The organism is Methanolobus sp. ZRKC2 (genome assembly GCF_045291185.1).
In the GTDB taxonomy this organism is placed as follows: domain Archaea; phylum Halobacteriota; class Methanosarcinia; order Methanosarcinales; family Methanosarcinaceae; genus Methanolobus.
In genome coordinates, this window is sequence record NZ_CP146980.1 from 2,329,164 (window position 1) to 2,352,345 (window position 23,182).

At 43.1% G+C, this 23,182-nt stretch carries 25 protein-coding genes; 8 read left to right on the forward strand and 17 right to left on the reverse strand.

The window, feature by feature from the left end; translation table 11 throughout:
* Window positions 1-12: 12 nt before the first annotated feature.
* The 5 genes from V7O62_RS11185 to mdh form a co-directional block, all read right to left on the reverse strand.
* The gene (locus tag V7O62_RS11185; RefSeq protein ID WP_406656408.1) at window positions 13-1,146 is read right to left on the reverse strand and encodes a hypothetical protein; all 1,134 of its coding nucleotides are present in this window, start codon (window positions 1,144-1,146) and stop codon (window positions 13-15) included.
* Between the two features lie 73 nt (window positions 1,147-1,219).
* The gene (locus tag V7O62_RS11190; RefSeq protein WP_406656409.1) at window positions 1,220-2,170 is read right to left on the reverse strand and encodes a tyrosine--tRNA ligase; all 951 of its coding nucleotides are present in this window, start codon (window positions 2,168-2,170) and stop codon (window positions 1,220-1,222) included.
* 59 nt (window positions 2,171-2,229) lie between these two features.
* Complete coding sequence (locus V7O62_RS11195) at window positions 2,230-2,976, reverse strand: tRNA(His) guanylyltransferase Thg1 family protein (RefSeq protein ID WP_406656410.1); 747 nt, start codon at window positions 2,974-2,976, stop codon at window positions 2,230-2,232.
* 7 nt (window positions 2,977-2,983) lie between these two features.
* Window positions 2,984-3,253: a PRC-barrel domain-containing protein gene (locus V7O62_RS11200; RefSeq protein ID WP_406656411.1), complete on the reverse strand. Its 270-nt coding sequence runs from the start codon at window positions 3,251-3,253 to the stop codon at window positions 2,984-2,986.
* 96 nt (window positions 3,254-3,349) lie between these two features.
* Window positions 3,350-4,264, reverse strand: a complete 915-nt coding sequence (gene mdh, locus V7O62_RS11205) for a malate dehydrogenase (RefSeq protein ID WP_406656412.1) — start codon at window positions 4,262-4,264, stop codon at window positions 3,350-3,352.
* Between the two features lie 160 nt (window positions 4,265-4,424).
* Here mdh and V7O62_RS11210 point away from each other — a divergent pair, with 160 nt between their 5' ends.
* From V7O62_RS11210 to V7O62_RS11225, 4 genes are all read left to right on the forward strand, one after another.
* Window positions 4,425-5,180: a ribonuclease H-like domain-containing protein gene (locus V7O62_RS11210; RefSeq protein ID WP_406656413.1), complete on the forward strand. Its 756-nt coding sequence runs from the start codon at window positions 4,425-4,427 to the stop codon at window positions 5,178-5,180.
* 1 nt (window position 5,181) lies between these two features.
* Window positions 5,182-6,978, forward strand: coding sequence for an excinuclease ABC subunit UvrC (gene uvrC / locus V7O62_RS11215; protein WP_406656414.1), 1,797 nt, complete (start codon window positions 5,182-5,184; stop codon window positions 6,976-6,978).
* 106 nt (window positions 6,979-7,084) lie between these two features.
* On the forward strand, window positions 7,085-7,813 hold the full coding sequence (locus V7O62_RS11220) for a glucose-6-phosphate isomerase family protein (protein WP_406656415.1): 729 nt from the start codon (window positions 7,085-7,087) through the stop codon (window positions 7,811-7,813).
* A 70-nt stretch (window positions 7,814-7,883) separates the two neighbouring features.
* Window positions 7,884-8,636: a DUF128 domain-containing protein gene (locus tag V7O62_RS11225; protein WP_406656416.1), complete on the forward strand. Its 753-nt coding sequence runs from the start codon at window positions 7,884-7,886 to the stop codon at window positions 8,634-8,636.
* 16 nt (window positions 8,637-8,652) lie between these two features.
* Here the strand turns inward: V7O62_RS11225 and V7O62_RS11230 are convergent, their stop codons facing one another.
* Both V7O62_RS11230 and V7O62_RS11235 read right to left on the reverse strand, forming a co-directional pair.
* On the reverse strand, window positions 8,653-10,035 hold the full coding sequence (locus tag V7O62_RS11230; protein WP_406656417.1) for a DHHA1 domain-containing protein: 1,383 nt from the start codon (window positions 10,033-10,035) through the stop codon (window positions 8,653-8,655).
* 7 nt (window positions 10,036-10,042) lie between these two features.
* Complete coding sequence (locus V7O62_RS11235; RefSeq protein ID WP_406656418.1) at window positions 10,043-10,543, reverse strand: hypothetical protein; 501 nt, start codon at window positions 10,541-10,543, stop codon at window positions 10,043-10,045.
* Between the two features lie 90 nt (window positions 10,544-10,633).
* On the opposite strand from V7O62_RS11235, the gene V7O62_RS11240 reads away from it, so the two are divergent.
* Complete coding sequence (locus V7O62_RS11240) at window positions 10,634-10,819, forward strand: hypothetical protein (protein WP_406656419.1); 186 nt, start codon at window positions 10,634-10,636, stop codon at window positions 10,817-10,819.
* Between the two features lie 14 nt (window positions 10,820-10,833).
* Complete coding sequence (locus V7O62_RS11245; RefSeq protein ID WP_406656420.1) at window positions 10,834-11,253, forward strand: secondary thiamine-phosphate synthase enzyme YjbQ; 420 nt, start codon at window positions 10,834-10,836, stop codon at window positions 11,251-11,253.
* A gap of 57 nt (window positions 11,254-11,310) precedes the next feature.
* On the opposite strand, the gene V7O62_RS11250 is transcribed toward V7O62_RS11245, so the two are convergent.
* On the reverse strand, window positions 11,311-11,712 hold the full coding sequence (locus V7O62_RS11250) for a DUF1699 family protein (RefSeq protein ID WP_406656421.1): 402 nt from the start codon (window positions 11,710-11,712) through the stop codon (window positions 11,311-11,313).
* Window positions 11,713-12,263: 551 nt separating this feature from the next.
* Here V7O62_RS11250 and V7O62_RS11255 point away from each other — a divergent pair.
* On the forward strand, window positions 12,264-13,073 hold the full coding sequence (locus V7O62_RS11255; protein ID WP_406656422.1) for a hypothetical protein: 810 nt from the start codon (window positions 12,264-12,266) through the stop codon (window positions 13,071-13,073).
* Between the two features lie 20 nt (window positions 13,074-13,093).
* On the opposite strand, the gene V7O62_RS11260 is transcribed toward V7O62_RS11255, so the two are convergent.
* From V7O62_RS11260 to V7O62_RS11285, 6 genes are all read right to left on the reverse strand, one after another.
* Entirely contained in the window at window positions 13,094-13,840 is a 747-nt protein-coding gene (locus tag V7O62_RS11260) for a MinD/ParA family protein (RefSeq protein ID WP_406656423.1), read from the reverse strand.
* A gap of 95 nt (window positions 13,841-13,935) precedes the next feature.
* Window positions 13,936-14,280, reverse strand: coding sequence for a transcriptional regulator (locus tag V7O62_RS11265; RefSeq protein WP_406656424.1), 345 nt, complete (start codon window positions 14,278-14,280; stop codon window positions 13,936-13,938).
* 97 nt (window positions 14,281-14,377) lie between these two features.
* Window positions 14,378-16,042, reverse strand: coding sequence for a tRNA uridine(34) 5-carboxymethylaminomethyl modification radical SAM/GNAT enzyme Elp3 (locus V7O62_RS11270; protein WP_406656425.1), 1,665 nt, complete (start codon window positions 16,040-16,042; stop codon window positions 14,378-14,380).
* Window positions 16,043-16,095: 53 nt separating this feature from the next.
* Window positions 16,096-17,124, reverse strand: coding sequence for an AAA family ATPase (locus V7O62_RS11275; protein ID WP_406656426.1), 1,029 nt, complete (start codon window positions 17,122-17,124; stop codon window positions 16,096-16,098).
* A gap of 26 nt (window positions 17,125-17,150) precedes the next feature.
* A complete protein-coding gene (locus V7O62_RS11280; RefSeq protein ID WP_406656427.1) occupies window positions 17,151-18,848 on the reverse strand; it encodes a preprotein translocase subunit SecD in 1,698 nt (565 codons plus the stop codon).
* A complete protein-coding gene (locus tag V7O62_RS11285) occupies window positions 18,845-19,747 on the reverse strand; it encodes a protein translocase subunit SecF (protein ID WP_406656428.1) in 903 nt (300 codons plus the stop codon). Before V7O62_RS11285 ends, V7O62_RS11280 begins: the two co-directional genes overlap by 4 nt.
* A gap of 103 nt (window positions 19,748-19,850) precedes the next feature.
* Between V7O62_RS11285 and V7O62_RS11290 the strand changes: the two genes are divergently transcribed.
* On the forward strand, window positions 19,851-20,300 hold the full coding sequence (locus tag V7O62_RS11290) for a deoxycytidylate deaminase (RefSeq protein WP_406656429.1): 450 nt from the start codon (window positions 19,851-19,853) through the stop codon (window positions 20,298-20,300).
* Window positions 20,301-20,310: 10 nt separating this feature from the next.
* Here the strand turns inward: V7O62_RS11290 and V7O62_RS11295 are convergent, their stop codons facing one another.
* The 3 genes from V7O62_RS11295 to V7O62_RS11305 all read right to left on the reverse strand — a co-directional run bounded on the left by V7O62_RS11295 (window position 20,311) and on the right by V7O62_RS11305 (window position 23,104).
* Window positions 20,311-21,072: a coenzyme F420-0:L-glutamate ligase gene (locus tag V7O62_RS11295; RefSeq protein WP_406656430.1), complete on the reverse strand. Its 762-nt coding sequence runs from the start codon at window positions 21,070-21,072 to the stop codon at window positions 20,311-20,313.
* A gap of 208 nt (window positions 21,073-21,280) precedes the next feature.
* Window positions 21,281-21,739, reverse strand: coding sequence for an Hsp20/alpha crystallin family protein (locus V7O62_RS11300; protein ID WP_406656431.1), 459 nt, complete (start codon window positions 21,737-21,739; stop codon window positions 21,281-21,283).
* A gap of 153 nt (window positions 21,740-21,892) precedes the next feature.
* Window positions 21,893-23,104, reverse strand: a complete 1,212-nt coding sequence (locus V7O62_RS11305; RefSeq protein WP_406656432.1) for a cofactor-independent phosphoglycerate mutase — start codon at window positions 23,102-23,104, stop codon at window positions 21,893-21,895.
* Between the last annotated feature and the right edge of the window lie 78 nt (window positions 23,105-23,182).

Consider the following 23,182-nt stretch of genomic DNA (forward strand, 5'->3'; position numbering starts at 1 on the left):
CAGTCTACAGCATCAGTCCAGATTCAGGATGCTTGCCAATTCAAGACCTTCGCTCCCGACTTCGGAAAGCCTGTCAAAGGCCTCTTCCTTGGTGATGTACTTTTCAGTACGTGTACCGTCGGAAGCCTCTATTTTAATAGTAATCTCATTCTTGACATAACCCCGGTCAAGAGATTCCCTTATTACTTCTCCATACTGCTCAGCGAAAAGTTTCAGGCAGTCAAAAATTTCATTGTTGCGAACTGCATCTTTCCCGTCAAGCAGTATCTGTGTCAGATCCTGGGACTTGATGGACTGTTGCACATATTTTTTAAGCTCATCCATCAGGGCATTAATGCTCTCCAGCTTAACAGATTTCAAAAGGGTTTCATCTGCGGTCACATCTGTCTCACCGCAGTATATCTGGCAGATATCAGCGTCACAAACGATCTTGAATTTCTGGTCCTTTTTCTTGCTCTCGAAACTTGCATCAATGTGGTTGTTGCTATCATAGCTGGCAGAAGTGATAATGAACTCGGAAACATCAAGCATCTTTACTTTATTTTCCTTATGGAGAATGCCTGCCCTGGTCCATTTCGGGATAAAAAGGTCTCCGTATACGTCCTTAACAGTCAGCACATCGTGCATATAACTAAGGTTAGAAGTATATTCCATTCCCAGGAATGATGATTTCATAGTGCCTCTGAGCACTCCTTCCTTCATGGTTATGAAATACTTGTTAGTTACTCCGTAACTGCCTGATTTAAAAAGAGGATTGAGTGTTACAAGAATATCGTTCTCAATCTTATAGAGCCCACTTTCGGATTCACGTTTGGTCTGGTCAAGTTTAAGGTTCAGTTCCTTGAGTCCCTTTGTAGAACTTGCTACACAGGCATCGATAATAGCATTACGGCATTCAAGTATTTCCTTGTCTTGGGCACCCACGGAAAGTTCGTCAATGTAGCTTTGTATATCCTTACTGAACTTTTCCAACCCGAGGATTCTGGATTCAAGTGAAGATACTTCTTCGGACTCGTCTTCATTAAGCTCGATAGCAGAATTTTCCATAGGAATAACTTTTTTTGCGATTTCTATGAACTCATTCAGGTCCTGAATAAAATCTCTTTGTAATGGTAAGTCAGTTGAGTCCTGAAACGTGTACTTCATCCAAATCCCCTTTTAAATATATACTGATAATATATTCCCTTCTTCCTTTTATATAAATTTCGATGTGTTAGGCTTATATTACAGACCTTACTGTTTCAAGTATCATGTTCATGTATTTTGTAGCACCGTTCTTCAGGTCCATAGGATGCAGTTCGCCGGAAGCAAATACAGCCTCTAGTTCTGTATATCCTTTGCAGCTAAGGTTTCCTCCGAACTTTTCCGGCCTTTCAAAGACCACTTCTTCATAGCGAGGGCAGATATGATACTTGAACAATTCAAGCACAGGGTTGTTCTCTGTTTCTCCGGCCGGACAAAAAGCTTTCTTCATCTTTTTCTTCAATTCTGCTTCTGAATCATCTACGGAAATGAAGTTCTCATTGGATGAAGACATCTTGTCTCCATCGAGTCCTAAGAGGATTGGTGTGTGAATGCACAGTGGTGCCTTGAATCCAAGTGAAGGCAGTCCCTCTCTTGCAAGCATATGGATCTTTCTCTGGTCTATTCCTCCGACCGCAACATCAACTCCAAGTAATGCAATATCCACAGCCTGCATAATTGGATAGACCATTTGTGAGACTTTTGGGTCTTCCATCTGGCGTCCCACTTCGTCCATACTGCGCCTTGCCCGGTTCAGGGATGTAAGTTGGGTGAGTTTGAGCACGTTAAGCATATATTCAGAGCTAAGCTGGTAGTCCGATCCGTAAACAAAGTTAGTCTTTTCGGCATCCAGCCCAAGGGCGATAAAGCAGCGTTTGTTATAGTCTGCAGTTTCACGGACCTGTTCAAGTGTTCCTTTCTGGTTGAGATATGCATGGACATCTGCTAACAATACAGTAATTTCGAATCCTGCTTTCTGGAGATCAAGGAGTTTATTAACTGTCAGGACATGTCCCATATGGATCTTGCCGCTGGGTTCGTATCCTACATAGGCTTTAGGATGTTCTTTTGTTTCCAGAAGGTTTTTAAGTTGCTCTTCTGTTACTATTTCCTGCACGTTCCTTTTTATAAGCTCAAGTCTGTCCATGAGTTCACCATTTGTAAATCGTGCTCTGTATAAACACATATCCCTTTAAATGCTTTTTCTTATATTGTTTCCCGGTTTCCAGAACTCATAAGATTCTCAATAAGCAGCTCTCCGTCCGGTGATTTGAACATAGGAATGTCCCAGTTCTGGACCACTTTTTTCCTGACGGACAGTGTCTTTTCGTTCAGATGCGGGTTAAAACCTTCAACCTCATATTCCTCTTTCATAATCATTATTCCCCGCCTCTGCCATGTAGGCACTTTTGCAACATTGGTTCCCCTGCTGAAAAGCAGTTCATGAACATCACTTGTGCCTCTGTTTCTCAGGAACGTCGCAGCATCTTCCTCTTTCATTCCCTCGGAGAGCAGCGTATAATATGCGTAAGAATTAATACAGTTGCGCCATGCTTCTGCCTGTCTCCATATAAAGTAATCAGCAACAATCTGTCTGTGCACGGGTATTATCCGCGAATCAAAGGAAAGGGGTTCATCAGGCTTCAGCAGCATTGTCAATGCACTACTCATAAAGGAAGGTACAACAGAGTCTATCTTTTCTATCCTTCCGTCAAAGGCAAGTTCCCGGAAAAAAAAGCTGATCTCATCGGAAAAAACATATGCGAACACCGGGCTTAGTCCACTATTCTTAAAAAAGAGTTCTATTGCATCCGCCATTGCAGATGCGAACCTGATGTCATAGGGCTTCTCAAATTCCATGCGTGACAGCGCATTCCTGAAATTGCGGCCGTCAACGCGCACGATAACAGGTGGTACACAACGCAGATCCGAGTAGATCTCTCGCCCTTTCATAGACCGATCAATCTTCAGGTTCTTTCTTAGGCTGCTTTTTGAATTTGTTCACGATATTTCTTATCAGAACAATGTCGCCTGTGGTGATCACCCATCTGTAGGGAATTATAACGCCCTTTGAAGTAACATCGAAGATGTCCTTGTTGATAGAAGATACGGCGATTCCTTTTACTGCTCTTTCGTCAACATCCAGAACAAGGTCAGCAACCTTTCCTACATATGTGCCGGTGTCAGTGTAAATATTCAAGCCGAAAAGTGAAGTTATGTCTACTCGCATGATATCCCCTCTTACTTATATTTTACTTATATATCAATATTTGTATGTAAGTACAGTGCTTGATTTATCTTCCTAATACAGTTTTTGTTTTTAGGGTCATATACTTGATATGCCCATACTCACTGCGTTTGCGGAATTATGAAGTGCCTTCATCTCTTCTTCTGTAAGTTCAAGTTCTATTATTTCTTCTGCTCCCTTTTTTCCAAGTTTTACAGGAACTCCCAGGCATATATCCTTCAGGCCGTATTCCCCATCAAGTTGAACAGAAGCTGGAACTATTCTTTTTGTATCTTTCAATATGGCCTCGGTCATGCATGCAATTGCAGCGGAAGGTGCGTAAAATGCGCTTCCTGTTTTCAGGTGTCCGACTATTTCGGCACCTGCATTAACAGTTCTCTTAATGATTCTGTTAATAGCATCCTCATCCATCAGGCTGGTCAGTGGTATGCCTGATACTGTAGTATGTCCCGGGAGTGGGACCATTGAATCACCATGCCCGCCCAGTACCATTGCGTTGATATCTTTGACAGAGCAATTAATCTCCTGTGCGATGAACGAAGCGAATCTGCCTGAATCCAGCAATCCGCTCATCCCGAACACTCTTCCTCTTTCAAGTTGTGTAGACTGAATAGCGGCATATGTAATGATATCCAGAGGGTTTGTTACCGTCATTATGATCGCTTCGGGTGAATAATTCATTGTATTGTCGCAAACATCCTGTGTGATCTTTATATTAGTTTTAAGCAGGTCACTTCTGTCCATCCCCGGCTTTCTGGCAATTCCCGCAGTGATCACTACAATATCCGAGTCGCTTATGTCTGCGTAATCGTTAGAACCCGTGACATCAACGTTATAGCCCATCATAGGCGCTGCCTGGGAAATATCCAGTGCCTTCCCCTGTGGTAATCCTTCTACAATATCCAACATGACCACATCAGCAATATCAAGTTCGACAAGACGCTGCACAGTGGTAGCCCCCACATTACCTGCTCCGATAACTGAAACTTTCATTCTTCTTACTCCTTTCTTCTTTTCCCCGAATATTGGCCCCTCTTTACACAGGGTGCGATATATAAGTAATAACTTTTATCCCACTTGTATATTTCCAGGCGATACCAGAGTTTATCATATATTAGGTCCAACATTAAAACTTACAGAAAAGTGAAAATAAATGCTTACTAGCACATATATCCATATCCCTAGAGTAGGGGCAACCATTGAAAAAAAAATATGGGCCAGCGGTGTGCGCACATGGGACGAGTTCTCTGACAAAAAGGACGTGGTTCCGATTCCCAGGTCCAGGATGGAAATGATTCTTCCCGGAATAGAGGAATCAAAAGAGCGTCTTGCAAGTCATGACTTTGAATTCTTTGCCAGGTCCCTGCCTAGTGCCGAACACTGGCGTGCGTTTAGCATGTTCTCGGAAAAGGCAGCCTATGTAGATATTGAGACCACAGGTCTTTCTCCGGGCAGCTCTCATATTACTGTTATCGGTATATATGATGGAAAAGATGCCAAGACCTTCATACATGGCATAGATCTGGATGACGTAGTGGAGGAGTTCGAGAAGTACGAATATCTTGTAACTTTTAACGGTGCAAGGTTTGATCTTCCTTTTATCAAGCGTGAATTCCCGGAAGTGAATATGAATAAGCTTCATGCAGACCTGATGTATCCTCTCAGGCGGATATCCCTGACTGGCGGCCTTAAGAAAATAGAGGTCGAACTGGGTATTTCCAGAAAAGAGGATGTCGCAGGTATCACGGGTTTTGATGCAGTGCGCCTGTGGCACCAGTACAGAAAAGGTGATCAGGAAGCTCTTGAGCTACTGCTTGAATATAACAGGGAAGACACGATAAATCTCAAGACTATAATGGAAATGACCCTTCCCCGATTCATAGAACATAAGTTCTCCGAAAGCATTTGATATGGTTCCCGATCTAAGCAAGATCCCTGATTCTCCCGGCGTATACCTGATGAAAGATAATACGGGAGATATTATCTACGTTGGAAAAGCCATATCCCTTATTAAAAGGGTACGTTCTTATTTTCACTCATCTGCCAGCCAGATTCCCAAGACGCGTGTACTGGTAAAGCAGATCGACGATATAGAATTTATCGTTACAGACACCGAAATCGATGCTCTTGTGCTTGAGGCCAACCTCATTAAGAAGTACAAGCCTCGTTACAACGTTCGCCTGAAGGATGATAAACGCTATCCTTATGTCAAGGTCACTATCAATGAGAAGTTTCCACGGATATTCCTGACTCGTCGGCGGCTCATGGATGATGCTCTTTATTTTGGTCCCTACACTAACAGCAGGGCGATTCGCAGCACCCTTGAGGTGATATCTAAATTATTCCTGCTGCGTCGCTGCAAAAAACCGATTGTTCCCGGAAAGACTCGGCCATGCCTTAATTATCACATAAAGCGCTGCATGGCACCATGTAAAGGCTCCATGGATGAGGAAGAATACAACAGGAGAGTCATGAAAGCAGTTCGTTTTTTAAAAGGCGACACTGCAGGGTTGTTGAAAGAACTTGAAGTAAAGATGTATGCTCTTGCCGCAAATCAGGAATATGAAGCTGCTGGGGAGGTAAGGGATCAGATAGAGGGCCTGAAATGTCTCACTGAGCAACAGATTGCAACTTCAGGAATAGAGGACAGAGACGTGATCGCTGCAGTGGCAGATGGTTCGACTGTGTATTTGCAGATATTTTTTATTCGACACGGGAGCATGGTAGGAAAAGCTGATTTTACCTTGGTGGATTCCGAAGGTTCCGCGGATGTGCCTGCTGCACTTGCAGTTTTTATAAAACAGTATTATCAGGATTCACCCATCCCACCGGAAATACTCGTACAGCATGAAATTCCTGAAAAAGAACTTATCTCCGGCTGGCTGGGTCAGAGGACAGGACGGGAAGTAAAGATACAGGTTCCCTTCAGGGTCGAGAAGAAAAAGATCATGGAGATGTGTATTCGCAATGCAGAGATGGCAATGCGGATTGCAAAGATGGAAAAGGGTCCTTCCGAGTCATCAAAAATTGCACTCAATGAACTTAAAGATGTACTTTCCCTTGATAAATTGCCCCAACACATAGAAGGCTTTGATATTTCCAATATCTCTGGTACTAATGCCGTGGGGTCGATGGTAGTCTTCGAAGACGGAATGCCGGCTAACGACAAGTATCGTCAACATAACATACGTACGGTCAAGGGAATCGATGATTTCGCAATGATGGCTGAGGTAGTAAGCCGGAGATATTCACGCCTGTTGAAAGAAAACAGATCATTACCTGATCTTATACTCATCGACGGCGGACCGGGGCAGGTAGGAGCAGCCAAATCTTCTCTGGATGCCTTAGGACTTGATATTCCTTTGATTGGCCTGGCAAAGCGTTTCGAACATATTATTACTCCCCGGAAAGGACCTAAAGAGGTAATAATTCTTCCAAAAAGCTCTCCTGCCCTGAAACTTCTTATGAGAATAAGAGATGAAGCCCATCGTTTTGCGGTAACATCTCACCGTCGCAGGCGATCCGCAACACTCACTCATTCACAGCTTGATGCTATACCCGGGATCGGCCCGGGCAAAAAGAAACTTCTGATCGAACATTTTGGCTCGGTGGAAAATATAAAGTCTGCCTCACTCGATGATATGATGAAAGTTAAGGGTATCAGCAAAAAGATTGCAGAGCGCATCCATGAGTATCTTAACGCCTGAACTTCGTGTATACTGATGGCGGCTAAATTCAAATATATTGGGTTCATATTATTTATCTAATAAATTTGGAAGTTAATGTATTCCAATTATTCGAGGGTGAGGTAAAATGGGTAATGAACTGGATTTCTACGGAAGCATCAGGACTCCTGATGTAAGGATGCTTTATGACATGAAAGAAGTCCTCTTTGACAGGGAGTGGCTGGGTCAGGTTAAGAATATGGAGCTTTACTACATGTACAGGGACCTGTACAGGAGTGAATCTGATCTTGAAACAATGAAAGAACACAACATCAGGTATGATATAACGGTTATTCCTCCTAAAATGCTGGGAAGGGAGTACGTAAAGACTGCGGGTCACTATCATCCTTTTGTCCCGGGAACCAAGCTTTCCTATGCGGAGGTTTACCAGGTACTTGAAGGAAAAGCTACTTACCTTTTGCAGAAACAGGAAGATAACATGATCACGGATGTAGTGGTCTACAATGCGGAGAAAGGAGATTGCGTTGTCATACCTTCAGGTTACGGGCATATTACAATCAATGCAACCGGTGAAACACTTAAGATGGCAAACTGGGTGGCAAGTGATTTTTCATCGGTCTATGAACCTATCAGAGATCTTTCGGGTGCTGCCTATTATCTTCTTGTGGATGGATTTGTCAGGAATCCTGATTACTCTGAAGCACCGGCTATAAGGTTCATGGAAACAACAGATTATCCGGAACTTGGTATCTTTGGAGGAAAAGACATGTATGATCTTGTTAACGATAGTGGCAAGCTTAAGTTCCTTACCAGGCCTCAGGACTATGTGTCCATTTTCGAAAAAGTGATCGCCTGAAAGTAACATTTTTATTGTGCGAGCATATAAGTGGTTGAGTGTTACTAAAAAAGCGCTAAGAGGTATATTGTTGCTAAAAAATAGCCGTATCCAGTTTACATCTTCCAAGATCGAGGACCTGATGTTCAGGACGACCTTCAATCCTAAAACTATGGAAGGAGATGTCATCGTCAACCTTTCCCTGATTGACAAACGGGATTTTGAAGATGTCCTTAAGATATTCAGCCTTGCCATCAATAGTGGTCTCGCTGTAAGTCCCATGTTGAAAGTGTTGCATGAAGGTGACTCTGTGGGAGAGCGGGTTATAGGAAAAGATGAGGTAGGCTTTGCAACAGTATGCAGTATCACCATTGACGGCATCCTGCTGAAAGCGGGTGTGATGATTAAACCCCGGTTCGGTGGCCTTGTAGAAATTCGTGATGGTGTTCCTCTGCGTTTTACAAATGTGCTCACTTATCAAAGTACCACAATAGATCCTCTGGAAGTACTGATGTCCCAGGAGCTAACATCTGTTATGGAAATGCTCAGGACCGGTACCGGAAAGATTCTTGCGAATCTCAGGGAAGCACCCATGGTTGCAAGGGATATCATAGACAGCACGCTCTCGGATATGGTTGATGCAGGTATTACGGGGATTTTGGAAGTAGGTGAGCCCAACACAAGGATACTGGATGTTCCGGTTGAGAGGGACCACCTTGGTATTGTCGTAATCGGCGGCACGAATCCCATGGCAATAGTCCAGGAGCATGGAATTCCTATCAGAACCAATGCAATGTCTACGTTGATGGATATTAATGAACTGAAACACATCAACGATCTTTGAAATCAATTTTTAAGCATCATGCCTTACTGACTATCTGGGATGCTATTATTGAGTTTAGTTTCTCTATGAATTCTTCTTTTTTACCAAAGGGAACAGTAGCTCCTGCTGCGATATCATGACCTCCGCCTGCTCCTCCTATTTCCTGGCATATCTGGCTTATGGCTTCCGAAAGATTGAGTCCCTTGTTGACAAGTTCCTGTGTGCCTCTTGCCGATACCTTATGCCCGTCATCCTTGTCTGCAAATGCTATGATTGGGATGCGGCGGTTATTGGAAGCATGGCTCATTCCTGCAACAATACCGACAATGGTTTCCGGTATACTGCTGCCTGCATCAAAGAATTGAAGGTGCGATAGCTGGGTCACCCCATTATCTCTTACAAAGTTCAATCCTTCTACCAGGTTCTTGCGGTGTTCATAGAGCAACCTGCGTGCAGCTTCGTATGCATCTTCCCTGTCTCCCATGCAAACGGCCATGCCAGTTTCTGCCTGCATATATCGGCCGGTAGCATTCAAAAGGGTAGCGTACTCACTTGCATCTCTCATCTCAGTACCCTCGTTTTCCTGAAGCAGTAAGTAGCATTCACTTACCAGGCGGTTGATGTTGTATGATGAAAGACCGTTCTGGACTGAGTACTGCAGAAGAGATGATGTGACCCTGACCTTTTCTTCTTCAGTCAGGTCTATCCACCTGCGCCATTTTTCGTCGTTTGCCGAGCGCAGGCCTATCTTGTGGAGGAAGTCTATACATGCGTCTTCACTACCCGAAAGTCCTGGCAGGTATGGGTCTGAGGAAAATTGCAGCATCTTGAAGACAGGTCTTGTCTGTTTTCCATAAAGCGAGATGTCGTTCTTTGGAATTACGAAAGATGGATTATCTTCCAGTATCTCCCGGTTCAGGCTTACAAGTTTTCCATACTTGCGGTATTGCATATCACCTACGCATCCGACTATCGCAAGGTCTGCAAGATTATTATTTTTCCCTAGCTGACTGGCAAGTATGAATGTGGTTCCGGAGCCGCTTATCTCAAAGGAACCGTTCGCCCCGAAAAGGTGTGGGTTCAGGTGAAGGTCCATGTCCCCCTGAGGTCGATGATGATCTGAGACAATAGCACGTAGTCCGTAATTATTGATGTGCTCGATCTGTCCGCTTCCAAGATCGGTGAATATTGTAAGTTCGGGATTTGTGTCTGCCAGGTCCCTAACTATTGCTTCATCGAGCTGCTTCACAAAAAGCATCTCATATTCTATACCGGCTTCTTCAAGGGCTTTTGCTATGATTGCTCCTGAGCTTATTCCGTCGGCATCTATGTGGGATACGAGCTGTACCTCTTTGTGCTTTTTTATTTCTTCTGCACACACTGCGGCACGTCGGGCCATTTGTATCATGATTTCAGACATCTTTTCCTCATGAGATTATCCTTGACACTTTTTTCCATCCATCTGGATCGATAACATACATGTTTGCCTTTCTCTCCATCCTGCAGAAATCCTGTATCTCGTCTACAGTGAACTTTGTCCTGCCGTCTTCATGGAACCTGTCCCGGAGCACGTCCCAGGGTATTATATATGCTTCCCTGGCACGTCCTACTCCCATTTTGAGTTCGATTGCAAGGAAACCCGTTCTTCCTGACCTTATCAGGTAGTCTGATATACGATCTATCTGATGAATTCCGTTCTTGTCTATTGTGAAATGCTGTGTGAAGTAAAGTGCTTTGGCTCCCTTGTCCACCGAAATACTCTTGCATTCTATCCCCAGATAATAATCAGGATCAAGTGAATCCACAAGCACATCCAGAAATTGTGGTGTAAACCTGTGCTGTTTCAGACGGTGTGCTATACCTTTTATGCTTTTTTCTTCAAAATATGTGTTAAAAGACTGCACAAGTGTCCTTTCGAACTCTGTCATAAAATACCCGTGTTTTTGGAATAAGATTCACTTTATATTATTTAATCATCTGCGTTAAGTTGATGTACTTATTGTTCAATTATTCTTCTGATGAACAAGAAACAACTTGAAATTATATCTTCCGTGGGCTCTGTAGTCCTGCTGACAGTACTCTTCATAATTGTGCATCAGGTCATGCAAGATACACCGTACCAGGCATATGGTTTTGTGGGTGCGCTTGTGGTCTTTATTATCGCTACTTCGGCAATTGGCCTGAAAATTAATCAGATGGACTGATTGCGGTATCTGGTATGGTAGTTGTCACTGATTATCTGGAATTTGAAACAAAAGGTAATACTGATATCATAGATCTGACTTCTGACATTTCCCATGTTGTTGTTTCATCGGGTGTCAGGGATGGAATCGTTATGGTATTCGCACCAGGCTCCACAGCTGCAATAACTACCCTTGAATATGAGCCCGGGCTGGTTTCCGATCTGAAGAAAGCACTGGAGAGGCTTGTCCCTCAGGGCATCGATTACGATCACGATGAAAGATGGCATGATGGGAATGGTCACTCTCACATCAGGGCGTCAATTCTTGGCCAAAGTGAATCCTTTCCTCTGGTTAAAGGAAATATTCAGCTTGGAACATGGCAGCAGATTATTTTCATAGACCTGGATAACCGTCCACGTTCAAGAAAAGTACTTGTCCAGGTATACGGTGAATAACGATTTTAAAAATAGTTTCAGGACCCCAATTATCAGAATTGGGATCTCTTTTTTGTCTTAGTTGTTTTGTTTAACAAGGAATTTAACGAAGTCGGGACTGAGTCTTGTCTCTCTGATCATTTTGTCTTCGATTTCGTCTTCTGAGAGTCCGTCTTCTCTGTACTGGTCTATGCGGTCGTAGACACCCTGTGATACTTCTGAATATTCGTTGATATCTTTCCTGTGTCCCCATACGTCGCCTTCCAGAAGGTCGATTCCCTGCATTTCAAGGTACATTTTTGCGGAATTTGAAATTGTTCTCTTGTAGGAGCTTGGTATGTGAAGTGCTTTTACGCTTGGGCATTTCATTACCAGGGAAAATATATCGGTGTTTGATGGTCTGAATGCAAGGTGCACAATCTCTTCATTTGGTCCAAGGGTGTTGATTTCTTCTTTTGAACTTACAACTCTGATTTTCATATTAAATCTCCATTTATTGTTGTATGATTCTACTAATTTATAATCGTAGACTCATCATTTTATACTGTAATAATTTACTGTATATACAAAGTTTTATTTAAAGGTAACCCGGGGTATAAGATTATATTCATAGTATAAATTAGTTTAATCGTATAATATATGCTTTTTTTTATACAGATATATGATTCTAATCGATATCTTGAGGCTTAATTTTAAGCAAAGAATAATTTTTGCAGATTGAATAAATTATCTTATATATATTACTTTTGATAGAAAATCAAAAAAATCTATTTTAACTATTATTATAATTTAGTTACTTATTTTAAAACTAGAGATGTATTTTGAATTTTGTCAATGATACTTATGTACAGTTCATCCAAGATGTATACAAAATGAACATTCACGTTCCTATGAATCAGAATTGTTGTAGAATGTGATGCTTACATGCATTACTCTGCATATTATATAAAAATACTAATATATATTTAACATTTCGATTTAAATTCCAATGTAAAGATATAAATAAATTCCTTTCCTTCATTATTTTAGTTATGCCACCAATGATGCCGAAATTAAGGATAAAAAAAGATGTCAGTTTTATTTATCTTCTGTTTGGTGTTATACTAACATATTTTTCAAGTTATCTGCCCGATCTCACAGGAGTTATCGGAATCGAGGGGACAAGAATAAGTTCAATTGTGGCCTTCGGATCATTGAATGGGATACTTTACGGCCCTTTCTGGGGTGCTATCGTCTCTGGTACTGGTCTGTTCCTGCATGAGCTCAATAATACTGGTTACTTAAGCGAAAATGCCTTTGACATGCTTTCGCCTTTTTTCATAATGCTTTCTTCGGTAGTATCCGGTTTTATCGTGAATAGGCAGCATAAGGTAGCTTTAAGCATCTTTGGCGCTCTTATAGTGAGCTGGTATATTTTTGAAGTAGGAAGAAATGCCTTTTTTTTCCCCTGGTTCCATGTAGCCGTACTTGTAGCTTTCGTGGTTTTTGAGAAGAACAGCATAAAATCTATCCATTCCAGAATTTATGTTTTCGTATCTATCCTCTTTGCAGCTTTGATGGGTGTTCTTTCGGATCATCTGGCTGGTAGCATTGCTTATTCTTATATATTCGGTCTGAATGCTGAAGCATTCAGGTCAGTAGTCCTGCTATATCCTCTGGAGCGTATCATTCTGGCTTTAAGTGCTACCTTTGTAGCATTTTTCTTTTTTTCTATTATCAAGGATATAATACTGTCATCGGAAGATCTTGAAGATGATTTTAGCAGAATCAAGTCCCAGAACATGGACGATTATTTATACAGTGATGTAATGTCGATAATTGAGGACAAAGAAAAGGATTGATAGAAAGGACCGGCACACTTTTACAGATAGAGCCGGTCTATCTTGGCTTTCATGCCATTTATAGCTCTTGAAAAGGCATGTTCCGGGTCTGTCAGGGAAAGTATTTCATCGTTCCTTGTAGCAACTTCACACATACAGGGAACTCTTGTAATTACATCTATTCCGAATCTCTTATCTTCGGACAGTTTTAAAACGTTGTCGTGGCACATGTTGTCGATGATGGCGCACTGCTTGTTAAGTGGGGCATATATACCTTTAATCATCTGGTCTGTGCAACTGTGACATGCTATTGAAGTATTATGTACGATCAATACCATATCAGAAGCAGCAACGGCATTAATTGACTCATATTCCACTCCGGGGCTGGTATCAAAGATAATAATATCTATTTTTTTCTTCCCAAGTTCTTTTTTGCCGTTGATAAGATTTCTCAATGCATTGGATTGCCAGTTACGGTCTTTTCTTGCGATTTCTCTTATTTCATTAATATCAGGGTTTGAACAACCCACAAAGAATTTGCCTTCAGTCCCATATTTTTTACTGACATCATGTATTGCATCTTTGATCCCTCTTTCCCCGGAGAGCAGGTTGTTCATCCAGAAAGAAGTCTCCGGTTTGAAGATGCTGTACAAGGAAGGTCCTCTGACGTCAACGTCCAAAAGACAGACATTTTTGCCTTCCAAGGCATAGGCTGCTGCAAGGTTGACTGCAATACTGGTTTTTCCTGTTCCTCCTTTTGCAGAATGCACTGCCAGCGTAAAAGCCATATTTTTCCTAGCCCCCTTAGAATATTGCCTCTTGTAGTTAATGATAGTGTATATTTCAATCAAAAGTTTTTGCAAAATGCTAAAAACTTCTTATTTTATTTTTCATTAATTCGGAAATAAACTTTCCTGCCTTCCCTGTATTTTTCAACATGCTCCATCCTGACCAGCTGGTTAAGATAGTTGCTTTCCACAGCTCTTTCCTTAAATGTAACTTTAGCTACTTCTTCTGCAGTTGCAGGTCCTATTTCAAAAAGGGTTGTTGCTGTTGTACGTAAATGATCTGGCAGAGACAGCAATGTCATTATGTCCAATGAGTCAGAGAGGTCTTCTTTGTTCGGTTGGTCGGATATCAATTCTTTATTTCCGACGATCCTGTCAAGTTTTTCATTAATTTCCTGCAGATTCCCGAGTATATCTTCAAGAATTCTAGTTTCCGGCATTCAGTCTCCTTCAATTTTGAGTTAATAGTTTCTAGGCAAAATATACAATCTTGCCTTAACTTCTAACATTTATGCCCTCTATTGGAAATAAGTATTTTTATTCTTTACCCTGTAATTCTGTAGACATGTATACCCCATCCCGCTCATATCCAAGTTTATGATAGTAACCTCGTACTCCTATGCCACTCATAATGGCTATCTTCTTATATCCTGCATCAGATGCCATCTTTTCGGCATGTGAGACAAGTTCAGCTCCGTATCCTCTGTGTTGCCAGTCATTATCTCTGGCTTTATCACCCACGGATACCATAGAGCCGTATACATGTAATTCCCTTACAAGGGCGGCGTTTTCAAGTTCCCTGCGATGGGGTGTATGAGGGAATCTTAACCTGATGAATCCTATCAGTATATCCTGGACTGTATCCTCAAATGCAATGAAGTGCTCTTTTCCGCCGCAGCAATCATAACTTTCGACAGTGAGCTCTATATTTTCTATATCAGGTTCTTTTCCCTGCAGGATGTTGTGACCCACTTCCCGGCATCTGATGCAGCGGCACCTGCCACCCTGCTGACCAAGACGGTCCTGTGCAAGCTGTCGGATATTGCTTTTCCTGACACCTGACAGTATCTGCTGGGCAGGTATGTCTCGCTGAATACGCTGCAATCGAACCCACTTAGGGACAAGGGACTTTATCTCTGCAAGAATCCCGACAGCGTCTTCATCGCTTATCGCCTGGTATTCCCCGTTTGCCCACATCTCGTTAAGTTCAGTACCTTCTGTTACAAGTGTGGGATATATCTTCAGATAATCCGGTTTGAATCCTGAATTGATGAATAATCTTTTAAAATTTCGGATTTCCCTTTCCGAATCCATTCCAGGAAGCCCGGGCATCATATGGAAACCTACTTTCAGGCCACTATCCCTGAGAATGCGGTTAGCTTCAATACTATCAGCCACCGTGTGCCCTCTTTTCATTCTTGATAGTACGAAATCATAGGTACTCTGGACGCCGATCTCCACCTTGGTGGCTCCGAGTTCAAGCATCCTGTCTACGTGATCGACCGAAGTCCAGTCAGGCCTTGTCTCAAAGGTGATACCCGTATTCCTTATCTCTGCAGTCTCATTTATCAACTGCACATCTTCCAGTGTGACATATGGGAATTCTTTCCCTATGGTCCTGACCTCCCGGCGCCATTCTTTTCCGTAAAAATCGTTCATGGCTTCCAGGCAGCGTTTTGTATACCATTCCTGATAGTCTATCGACCTGGCAGAAAAAGTGCCACCCATTACGATGAGTTCGGCTTTTTTTACTTCATGTCCTATCTGATTGAGCTGTTTCAGCCTTCCGGTAACAATCCTGTATGGGTCGTACTCATACTGGATCGCACGCATTGTGGAAGGTTCCCTACCCATATAGCTTTGTGGCGAATGGAACTCTGAAGCCGGTCCTCCTGGACAGGGTACGCATACTCCGTGGGGACAGGGGGCAGGTGATGTCATTGCGGCAATGACTGCCACTCCTGAGATGGTGCGCACTGGTTTGCGGCGTAGTATATCCCGCACTTTTTCCTGCTCTTCCTGGTTTCCGGCCATGATTACGTCGGCATTCTTCGGAAGACAAGAAAGTCTGTATTTCTTGGCCAGTTTCTTCTTAGCCTCATTTAGCTGCCGGTCATCGGTGATCTTTTTTTCCATCACCATTTCGAGTATTTCCCGGCATGCAATGCAAAAATCAGGATCGGTATTTTCTTTTACTGTCATTTGAGATGAAAACAATCTTTTACTTATGATAAAAATGTATCAAGGGCGTTTATTTACTCGCAGAAACGGGCTACAAGTGATTCAAGCTGTATCCTTTCATTAGCTGCCTCAGTCATATATAAGTCGGCATCTGCCATCTTGATTACCCATTCCGCAATGGTATTATTGTTCTCGTTTGAGGAGATTGCTATTTGATGAAGTTGTAGAAGTATCTCCTGTCCCGACATGCCGTCTTCAAGTATCAGGCTATCAATGGCTTTCCTTGCTGCCAGAATATCTTTTGATGTGGCTGCATCGAAAAGATGGGTTATATTCTCGGATCTTTCCAGAAGAGTTGAATCATATATTTCCTGTGCTCCGATAGTCTCCCCTTTCGTTTTGACAGATGCAAGCTGCAGAGTATGGAGTGCTTTTGCAATATTTCCTTTTGCATGGTAGCCAATTGCATCAACCCCGTCTTCGGTCAGTGCCAATCCTTCGGCATCTGCTACATATCTGATGAACCTTGAAAGTTTATCATCGGACACATGCGTAAAGAACAACTGAAGACCCCTGGAGCGCAGGGGTGCGATAAGTTTTGAGGGCTGTGTGGTAGAGAGTATGAATCTGCAGGTTGCAGTGTATTTCTCCATTATCCTCCTTAGCGCATGCTGGGCATCGGAGTTAAACGACTCCGCGTTATCTATGAAGATGATTTTGAAGTCTGCATCGAGAGGTCCCATGCTTGCATACTCATTGATTACTTCCTTGAAGATGGAAATAACGCTTTTGTTAATCTTAGCAGGGTCATCAGTCCCGATTATGCGGGTGAATCTCTTGTCCCTGACAATGTATCTTTTTCCCTGCTCGAAGAAATCGGATGCGTTGAAATAAGTAAAATTACTCTGGTACTCTTCTCCGTAGATTTCATTGGCCATGGCAAACGCAGAAGAGGACTTTCCGGTGTTTTCAGGCCCGTAAAGGACAAGGTGAGGTAGGTTTTTCGAAAAGATGAGTTTCCTCATCATGTCAATGGATTCTTCGTTGCCCACAATTCCGTCAAGTTTTGAGGGCCTGTATTTCATAGTCCATATATCTTTCATTTTCCTCACCCAATTCAGTTTTATCCTTATTCAGGGGTTTTTTCAGACCTTGCTTCCAGTATCGTATGGATTACTTTTGCATATACAGGTCTTGCGATCAGTATACCTATCAGGACACCAACTATTGTTGTAATGGCGAATCCTTTGAGTGCGCCAAAGCCCATCACCACAAGTGGTGACATTGCTATGATAGTTGTTGCCGCAGCAGCGAATATTATGCTGAATGCCTTTGTGATCCTGGACAAATATACTTTTCTTGGCGGAAGTTTGCCTTCATAGAGTACCTCATCGGTAATTATCACCAGATGGTCTATACCCGTACCTATGACCGCGATAATTCCTGCGATACTTGGCAGGTCAAGTTGCCAGCCGACAGCACCTGCAAAACCAAGGATCATGATCACTTCGGAGATGGAAGTACCCACCATAGGTATGAGAATCTCTGGTTTGCGATAGCGTCTGTAAATAACGAGTGCAACCGCAAACAGTGCAAGCAGTCCTGCGATGACTGCCTGACTCTTGAATTGAGCACCCAGTGAAGCGTCAACATGACCTGAACCCATGAGTTCTACATTGACAGGTAGTGCTCCCGCACGCAGGTGAATCTGAAGCTGCTCTGCCTGTGACCTGCTTTCCTCGTCTCCTCCTGTGGAAGCTTGCCAGGAATATATGGGATACTGTTCAAGACTTGATGCTGCAGAGGGGCTTAGGGGTGCACTGTAGACCTCAACGTCATCAAGGTACATGACCAGGAAGTGGGACATAGGATCTCTTGTAGCTCCTGTGTCAATGGCAGTTTCCTGAAGTGCTTTTGCTCCTTCATCAGTAAGTGTGAAAGGAGTGTACCACTGTCCATCATTCTCATTGTAGCCTGCAATACCGACACTCTGGATGGCATCACCGTAGATGGCATGCCTTGAATTGTTGCCTTCGGTGATGATACGTATCTCGAACTTTCCTGGTTTTTCGGCGATGTCTTTCGCCGTAGCAAGGTCTATACCTGCAAAGTCAATGAGGATATAATCCTCTCCTACCGTTTTAACAGGGATGTCCTTGAGTCCCAGACCGTTCAGCTTGTCACTGAGTATCTCTTTTGTAAGGTCCCTTGTCTCTGTCCTGACACCTTCCTTGTAGATGAGAGTGCCCTGGTCATCGGTAACTATGATACCTCCGACTTCGGACATGAGTTCTTCCAGCTCTTCCTGTGATACTGCTGTTCTTATTTCGTATTCCACACCACCATTAACGGCAAGTGGAACAACTTCTGCCTCCAGCGATTCTGAAAGATATGTGGTTATCAGTGTTGCTTCTGATGTATGCAGAACTACTTCGGTAACATTGTTAGACCTGGTAATCGTGGTTTCCCCGATTCCAAGCTGATCCATCTGGTTATTGCTGAGCTGGGCAGGGGTTGTAAAGGTGACAGTAAGCTGGCCGTTATTGCTGTCTATCTTTTCTATTGTTACAGTTTCAGATATGCCGTTTTCTATTACGGTTTTAGATAGTGTTTCTGCATCTGCATCCAGTTGTGCTACAGCACCTTGCAATTTAATCTGGAGCCAGGAACCACCTTCAAGATCAAGTCCGTAGTTCAGGTTTGTGTGAAAGCCTTCTTCTGAAGAGTATCCGGGCTGGATGAACAATATCGATGCCAGTATTGCGATTATGAATATGATGACTCGTATGTCCCTGAAAAAACTCTGTTGTTCTTCATCCTCTCTCATGCTTTTCTCCCCCTTGAAGTCTTGCTTGTTACATGCCATCTCAGGATAGATGTGTTAAGCAGCCAGGTGTTCATGAGGTCTGCAAGCAGTCCGAATATAAGAACTATTGATATGTCTGAGAGCAAAGTGATCTGAGACAGAGATGAGCTGAGTAGGTATGAGTATGTGGAAACCAGGTACATGACAACAAGTGCTGCAAGGGTTGTGCTTGTCATTGTGATACCCGTATGCATTGCGTTGGAGATATTCTCTTGAGGTGTGCCTCTTCTTTTTAGTACTCTTGTTGTCAGCAGTATGTCACTGTCAACTGAATAACCTATCAGCATCAACAGTGCGGCGACAGTGCCAAGGGAGAGCTCTATTCCTGTTATATTCATGAACGCAGCCGCTATCATGATGTCGGAAAATGCCGATACTACTACTGCAAGGGACGGTACAAATGTTTTGAATATCAGGAATACTACTATGGCCATCCCTATGAAGGAAATTATGACGGCCTTGATTGCCTGTTGCTGCAGGTTTGCCCCGTATAAGGGTCCTACCTGTTTTATCTCCACTCCAGAGTAAGTGGATGTCACTTCTCTCACAAGTTCGCCCTGTTGCTCGTTGCTCATGGGTCCGAATTGCATAACCACGCGTTCTCCGGCTTCTCGGACGTCGACAATTGGATAATCGGCATACTTCTGTTCGAAGGACTCAGCAGTATCCTGGGATGCTACTGAAATGAGTGTTCCTCCTTCAAACTCCATTCCAAGTTTCACAGGTGCGCCACTGCTTGCAAACGTTATGCCAAGTATGATCATTGCTACAAGGAATACAGCAAGCGGTATTGCTATAAGCTGGCGATTGCTGTGGCTCCTTACAAAAGAATCCAGACGTTCAGTCAAACCGACATCCATTTTTTATACTCCGTAATTATTTTTAAATCTCCCGTTGTTAATAAACTAGTTGTCAATCCATACACTGGAACTTATATATACTACTTGCTGTCTCTCTTACACGATGACCGACAGACCCAGCATTGATGAATATTTTCTTGAGATTGCTACAGTTGTCGCCAAACGTTCCACATGTTTAAGGAATAGGGTAGGTGCTGTGATCGCAAGGGATAAGAGAATCCTTTCCACAGGTTATAACGGTGCACCACGCAATATGGAACATTGCCTGGATATTGGCTGCATAAGAGAGCAGAACAATATAGCATCCGGTACACGCCATGAGAAATGCCGGGCTGTCCATGCAGAGCAGAATGCTATTATACAGGCTGCACTCCACGGAGTAAGTACCGATTTTGCAACTCTTTATTGTACACACCAGCCCTGTATATTGTGTGCCAAGATGATAATTAACTCGAACATAAAAAGAGTAGTTTATATCCAACCCTACCCGGATACGGATGCACTGGGATTCTTTGCTGACTCCGGAGTTGAGGTAGTCAATATTCCTTTCTGAAATAAAATTTTCAGGTCTGTTTAAGGCCACGAAGCCCTTTTTTGATTAGATCTTCCCGGTCTGACCTGTACATCTCTTTTATCGATGCATCTTCATGAGATCGCATCTCAAGACCTCTGACGATAATGATAGGATGTCCGCCGTCTCCTTCTCCCATCAGCAGGTTTGCCATGCCTGCAATCTCGTCGGCAATGGCCTCTTCCGTAATCTCAAGGATATTTCCGAAAAGATCTTTTTCCCCTACCCAGTTCAGAATCGGATGTATCCTGTACAGTCCGACTGCAACTCCTGTCTGACCTATTTTGAAAGCCCTGCCATTGGTGTCTGTCACTATTACGCTGATTTTCTTGCCACATATTCCTTCGATTTTCTTTCCGATATTTGCAGCACTTGCATCCGGGTCTTCCGGGAGGTCAACCAAATATCCTTTTTCTACATTGGAATCGTCGATACCTGCCTTGATGCAAACATGACCATTCTTTGTTTCCACTAGTAATATCGGAAAATCCATGAGCACCTCATGGCTCCTGTCCAGCACTGCTTGAATGAAGCTCGGGTCTGCGTGATGTTTGGCTGCTATTCTCTGGGCTTCTTCTCCTGCATGAATATCTTCAAGTCTGAATATCCTGCCTTCGGCTTTTGCAACTATGGTCGAGGCTATTACTATGATGTCGTTGTCTATGATGTTGGCATTATCGCAGATGATAGATGCAATGTCATCTCCTTCTCTTATCAACGGCACATTCTCAACGGTAAAAGCTTCCATCTTCACAGGATATTCCTCAGGGGAGTAACGGCATTAGGAATAAATAATATTATCCGTATACGATAGTTCGCGGCGATGATGATAGTTACCCCCACTGAGTAAAGTATGATGATAACTCTGGCTGATGCCGCAAAAATAACTTTTTCCTAAAGAAAGCAGAAATAGAAAAGAGATGTCCATATGGCTAATGGACATCCGGGAAATATCGAGAGTATTACTCGATCATTACTCTGTGCTTTTCTTCAGCTTCCGATTTTGGAAGTGTTACCGTGAGTACACCATCTTCAAGTTTAGCCTTTGCACCTTCTTCGGAAACCGCAGTTGGAAGGCTGAATGAACGGGCAAATCTTTTAAAGGAACGCTCTTTCATAGCGTATCCTTCTTCTTCCTTTTCGATTTCCCTGTGGGTATCTGCACTTATCCATACCCTGTTGCCTCTGATGTCAATGTTTACATCTTCCTTGTTAACACCTGGCAGGTCGGTTTTTACCACGACATTTTTATCTTCTTCCTTGACATCCACAAGAGGGCGTAATGTCTCAAATTCCATCCAGGAACCTCTCTCTCCCTCTCCTGCCATCTCCATCATGCGATTTTGCATTCTGCTAATTTCTTCCATGGGATCCCATGCTGACATAGCAGCCGGGCTCCAGCGTGTTAATCCATATCTCATATTCATCACTCCTCATTCTGTGGCGGGCTACTCCCTTAGTACCCACCATACCTCTATTGAGATTGACCTTATTTATACTTGATTCATAAAAATTGCAAAATTAGCTATCAGGAGACTGCTTGAAAAAAGGGTTCAAGTATGTGACATTTCTCATTATGCCACATTCTTGCGTGCAGGATCGATCAGTATACTAATCAGGTCAGCAGCATAGACCGTACCGAAGGACCCTTTCTTAACCGATTCCTCATCGAAGGTCTCAGCAGCATCCGGCTCCTCTTCTGTTGTAGAATAAATAGCAAAAGGTATGGGTACGGAAGTATGAGTCCTGAGTGCAACAGGGGTGGGATGGTCAGGCAATACCATTATTGTTACATCCTCTGCCATATCAATGGCACTCTTAAGAACGGTTCCCACGACCTTTTCATCGAAATCCTCAATGGCCTGTATCTTTGCTTTCATATCTCCCATGTGGCCTGCCTCATCCGGTGCTTCCACATGAATGAAGACAAAATCGTGATCTTTGAGGGCTTCAATAGCATATTCCGCTTTACCCAGATAATTGGTATCAAGATATCCTGTAGCTCCGGGAACCTCAATCACATCGAGTCCTGCGTAGATTCCTATTCCCTTAACAAGGTCGACTGCCGAGATTATGGCACCTTCAAGTCCATAGAGCTCATTGAACGGAACAAACGCAGGCGCAAATCCCTGTCCCCATAACCAGATTGAATTGCCCGGGTTCTTCCCGTTCTCAATTCTTTTTTTATTTACAGGATGATCTTTTAGCACTTCCATGGATCTTTCTGTTAGCTCGCTTATGATCTCACTGTCCTCACCCATTGGCATATGCTCGTACCTGTTCTCATCAATTACATCGTGAGGGGGAGTACATTCGGTATTTGCTCCAAGGCTGTTTTTTGCTATCATAAGGTGGCGGTAGCTGATTCCCGGGTAGAAAGTGAACCTGTTATCACCAAGTTCAGAGTCGATACTTTCGATAAGTTCCCTTGCTTCTTCACTGGTGATGTGCCCGGAACTGTAGTCCGCGATAATATCATCTTTGATCGTAATAAGGTTGCATCGGAAAGCAACGTCATCCTTTTCAAGTTCGACTCCCATGCTTGCAGCTTCAAGGGGTGCCCTGCCTGAGTAGTACTTTTCTGGATCATAACCTATAATGGACATATTGGCAACATCGCTGCCGGGAGGGAAGCCTTCGGGCACCGTCCTTGCAAGTCCTGCACGGCCGTTTGCGGTGATATAATCCATATTGGGTGTATTGGCTTTCTGAAGAACCGTCATGCCCTCGATTTCTTCAAGTGGCTCATCTGCCATCCCATCTCCTATGAGTACTACATATTTCATTATTTTCACCTATATTTATAGTAATCAATAAAAACCATAAGATAGTAATATGCCTGCAAAGTAAGATATCATTACGCC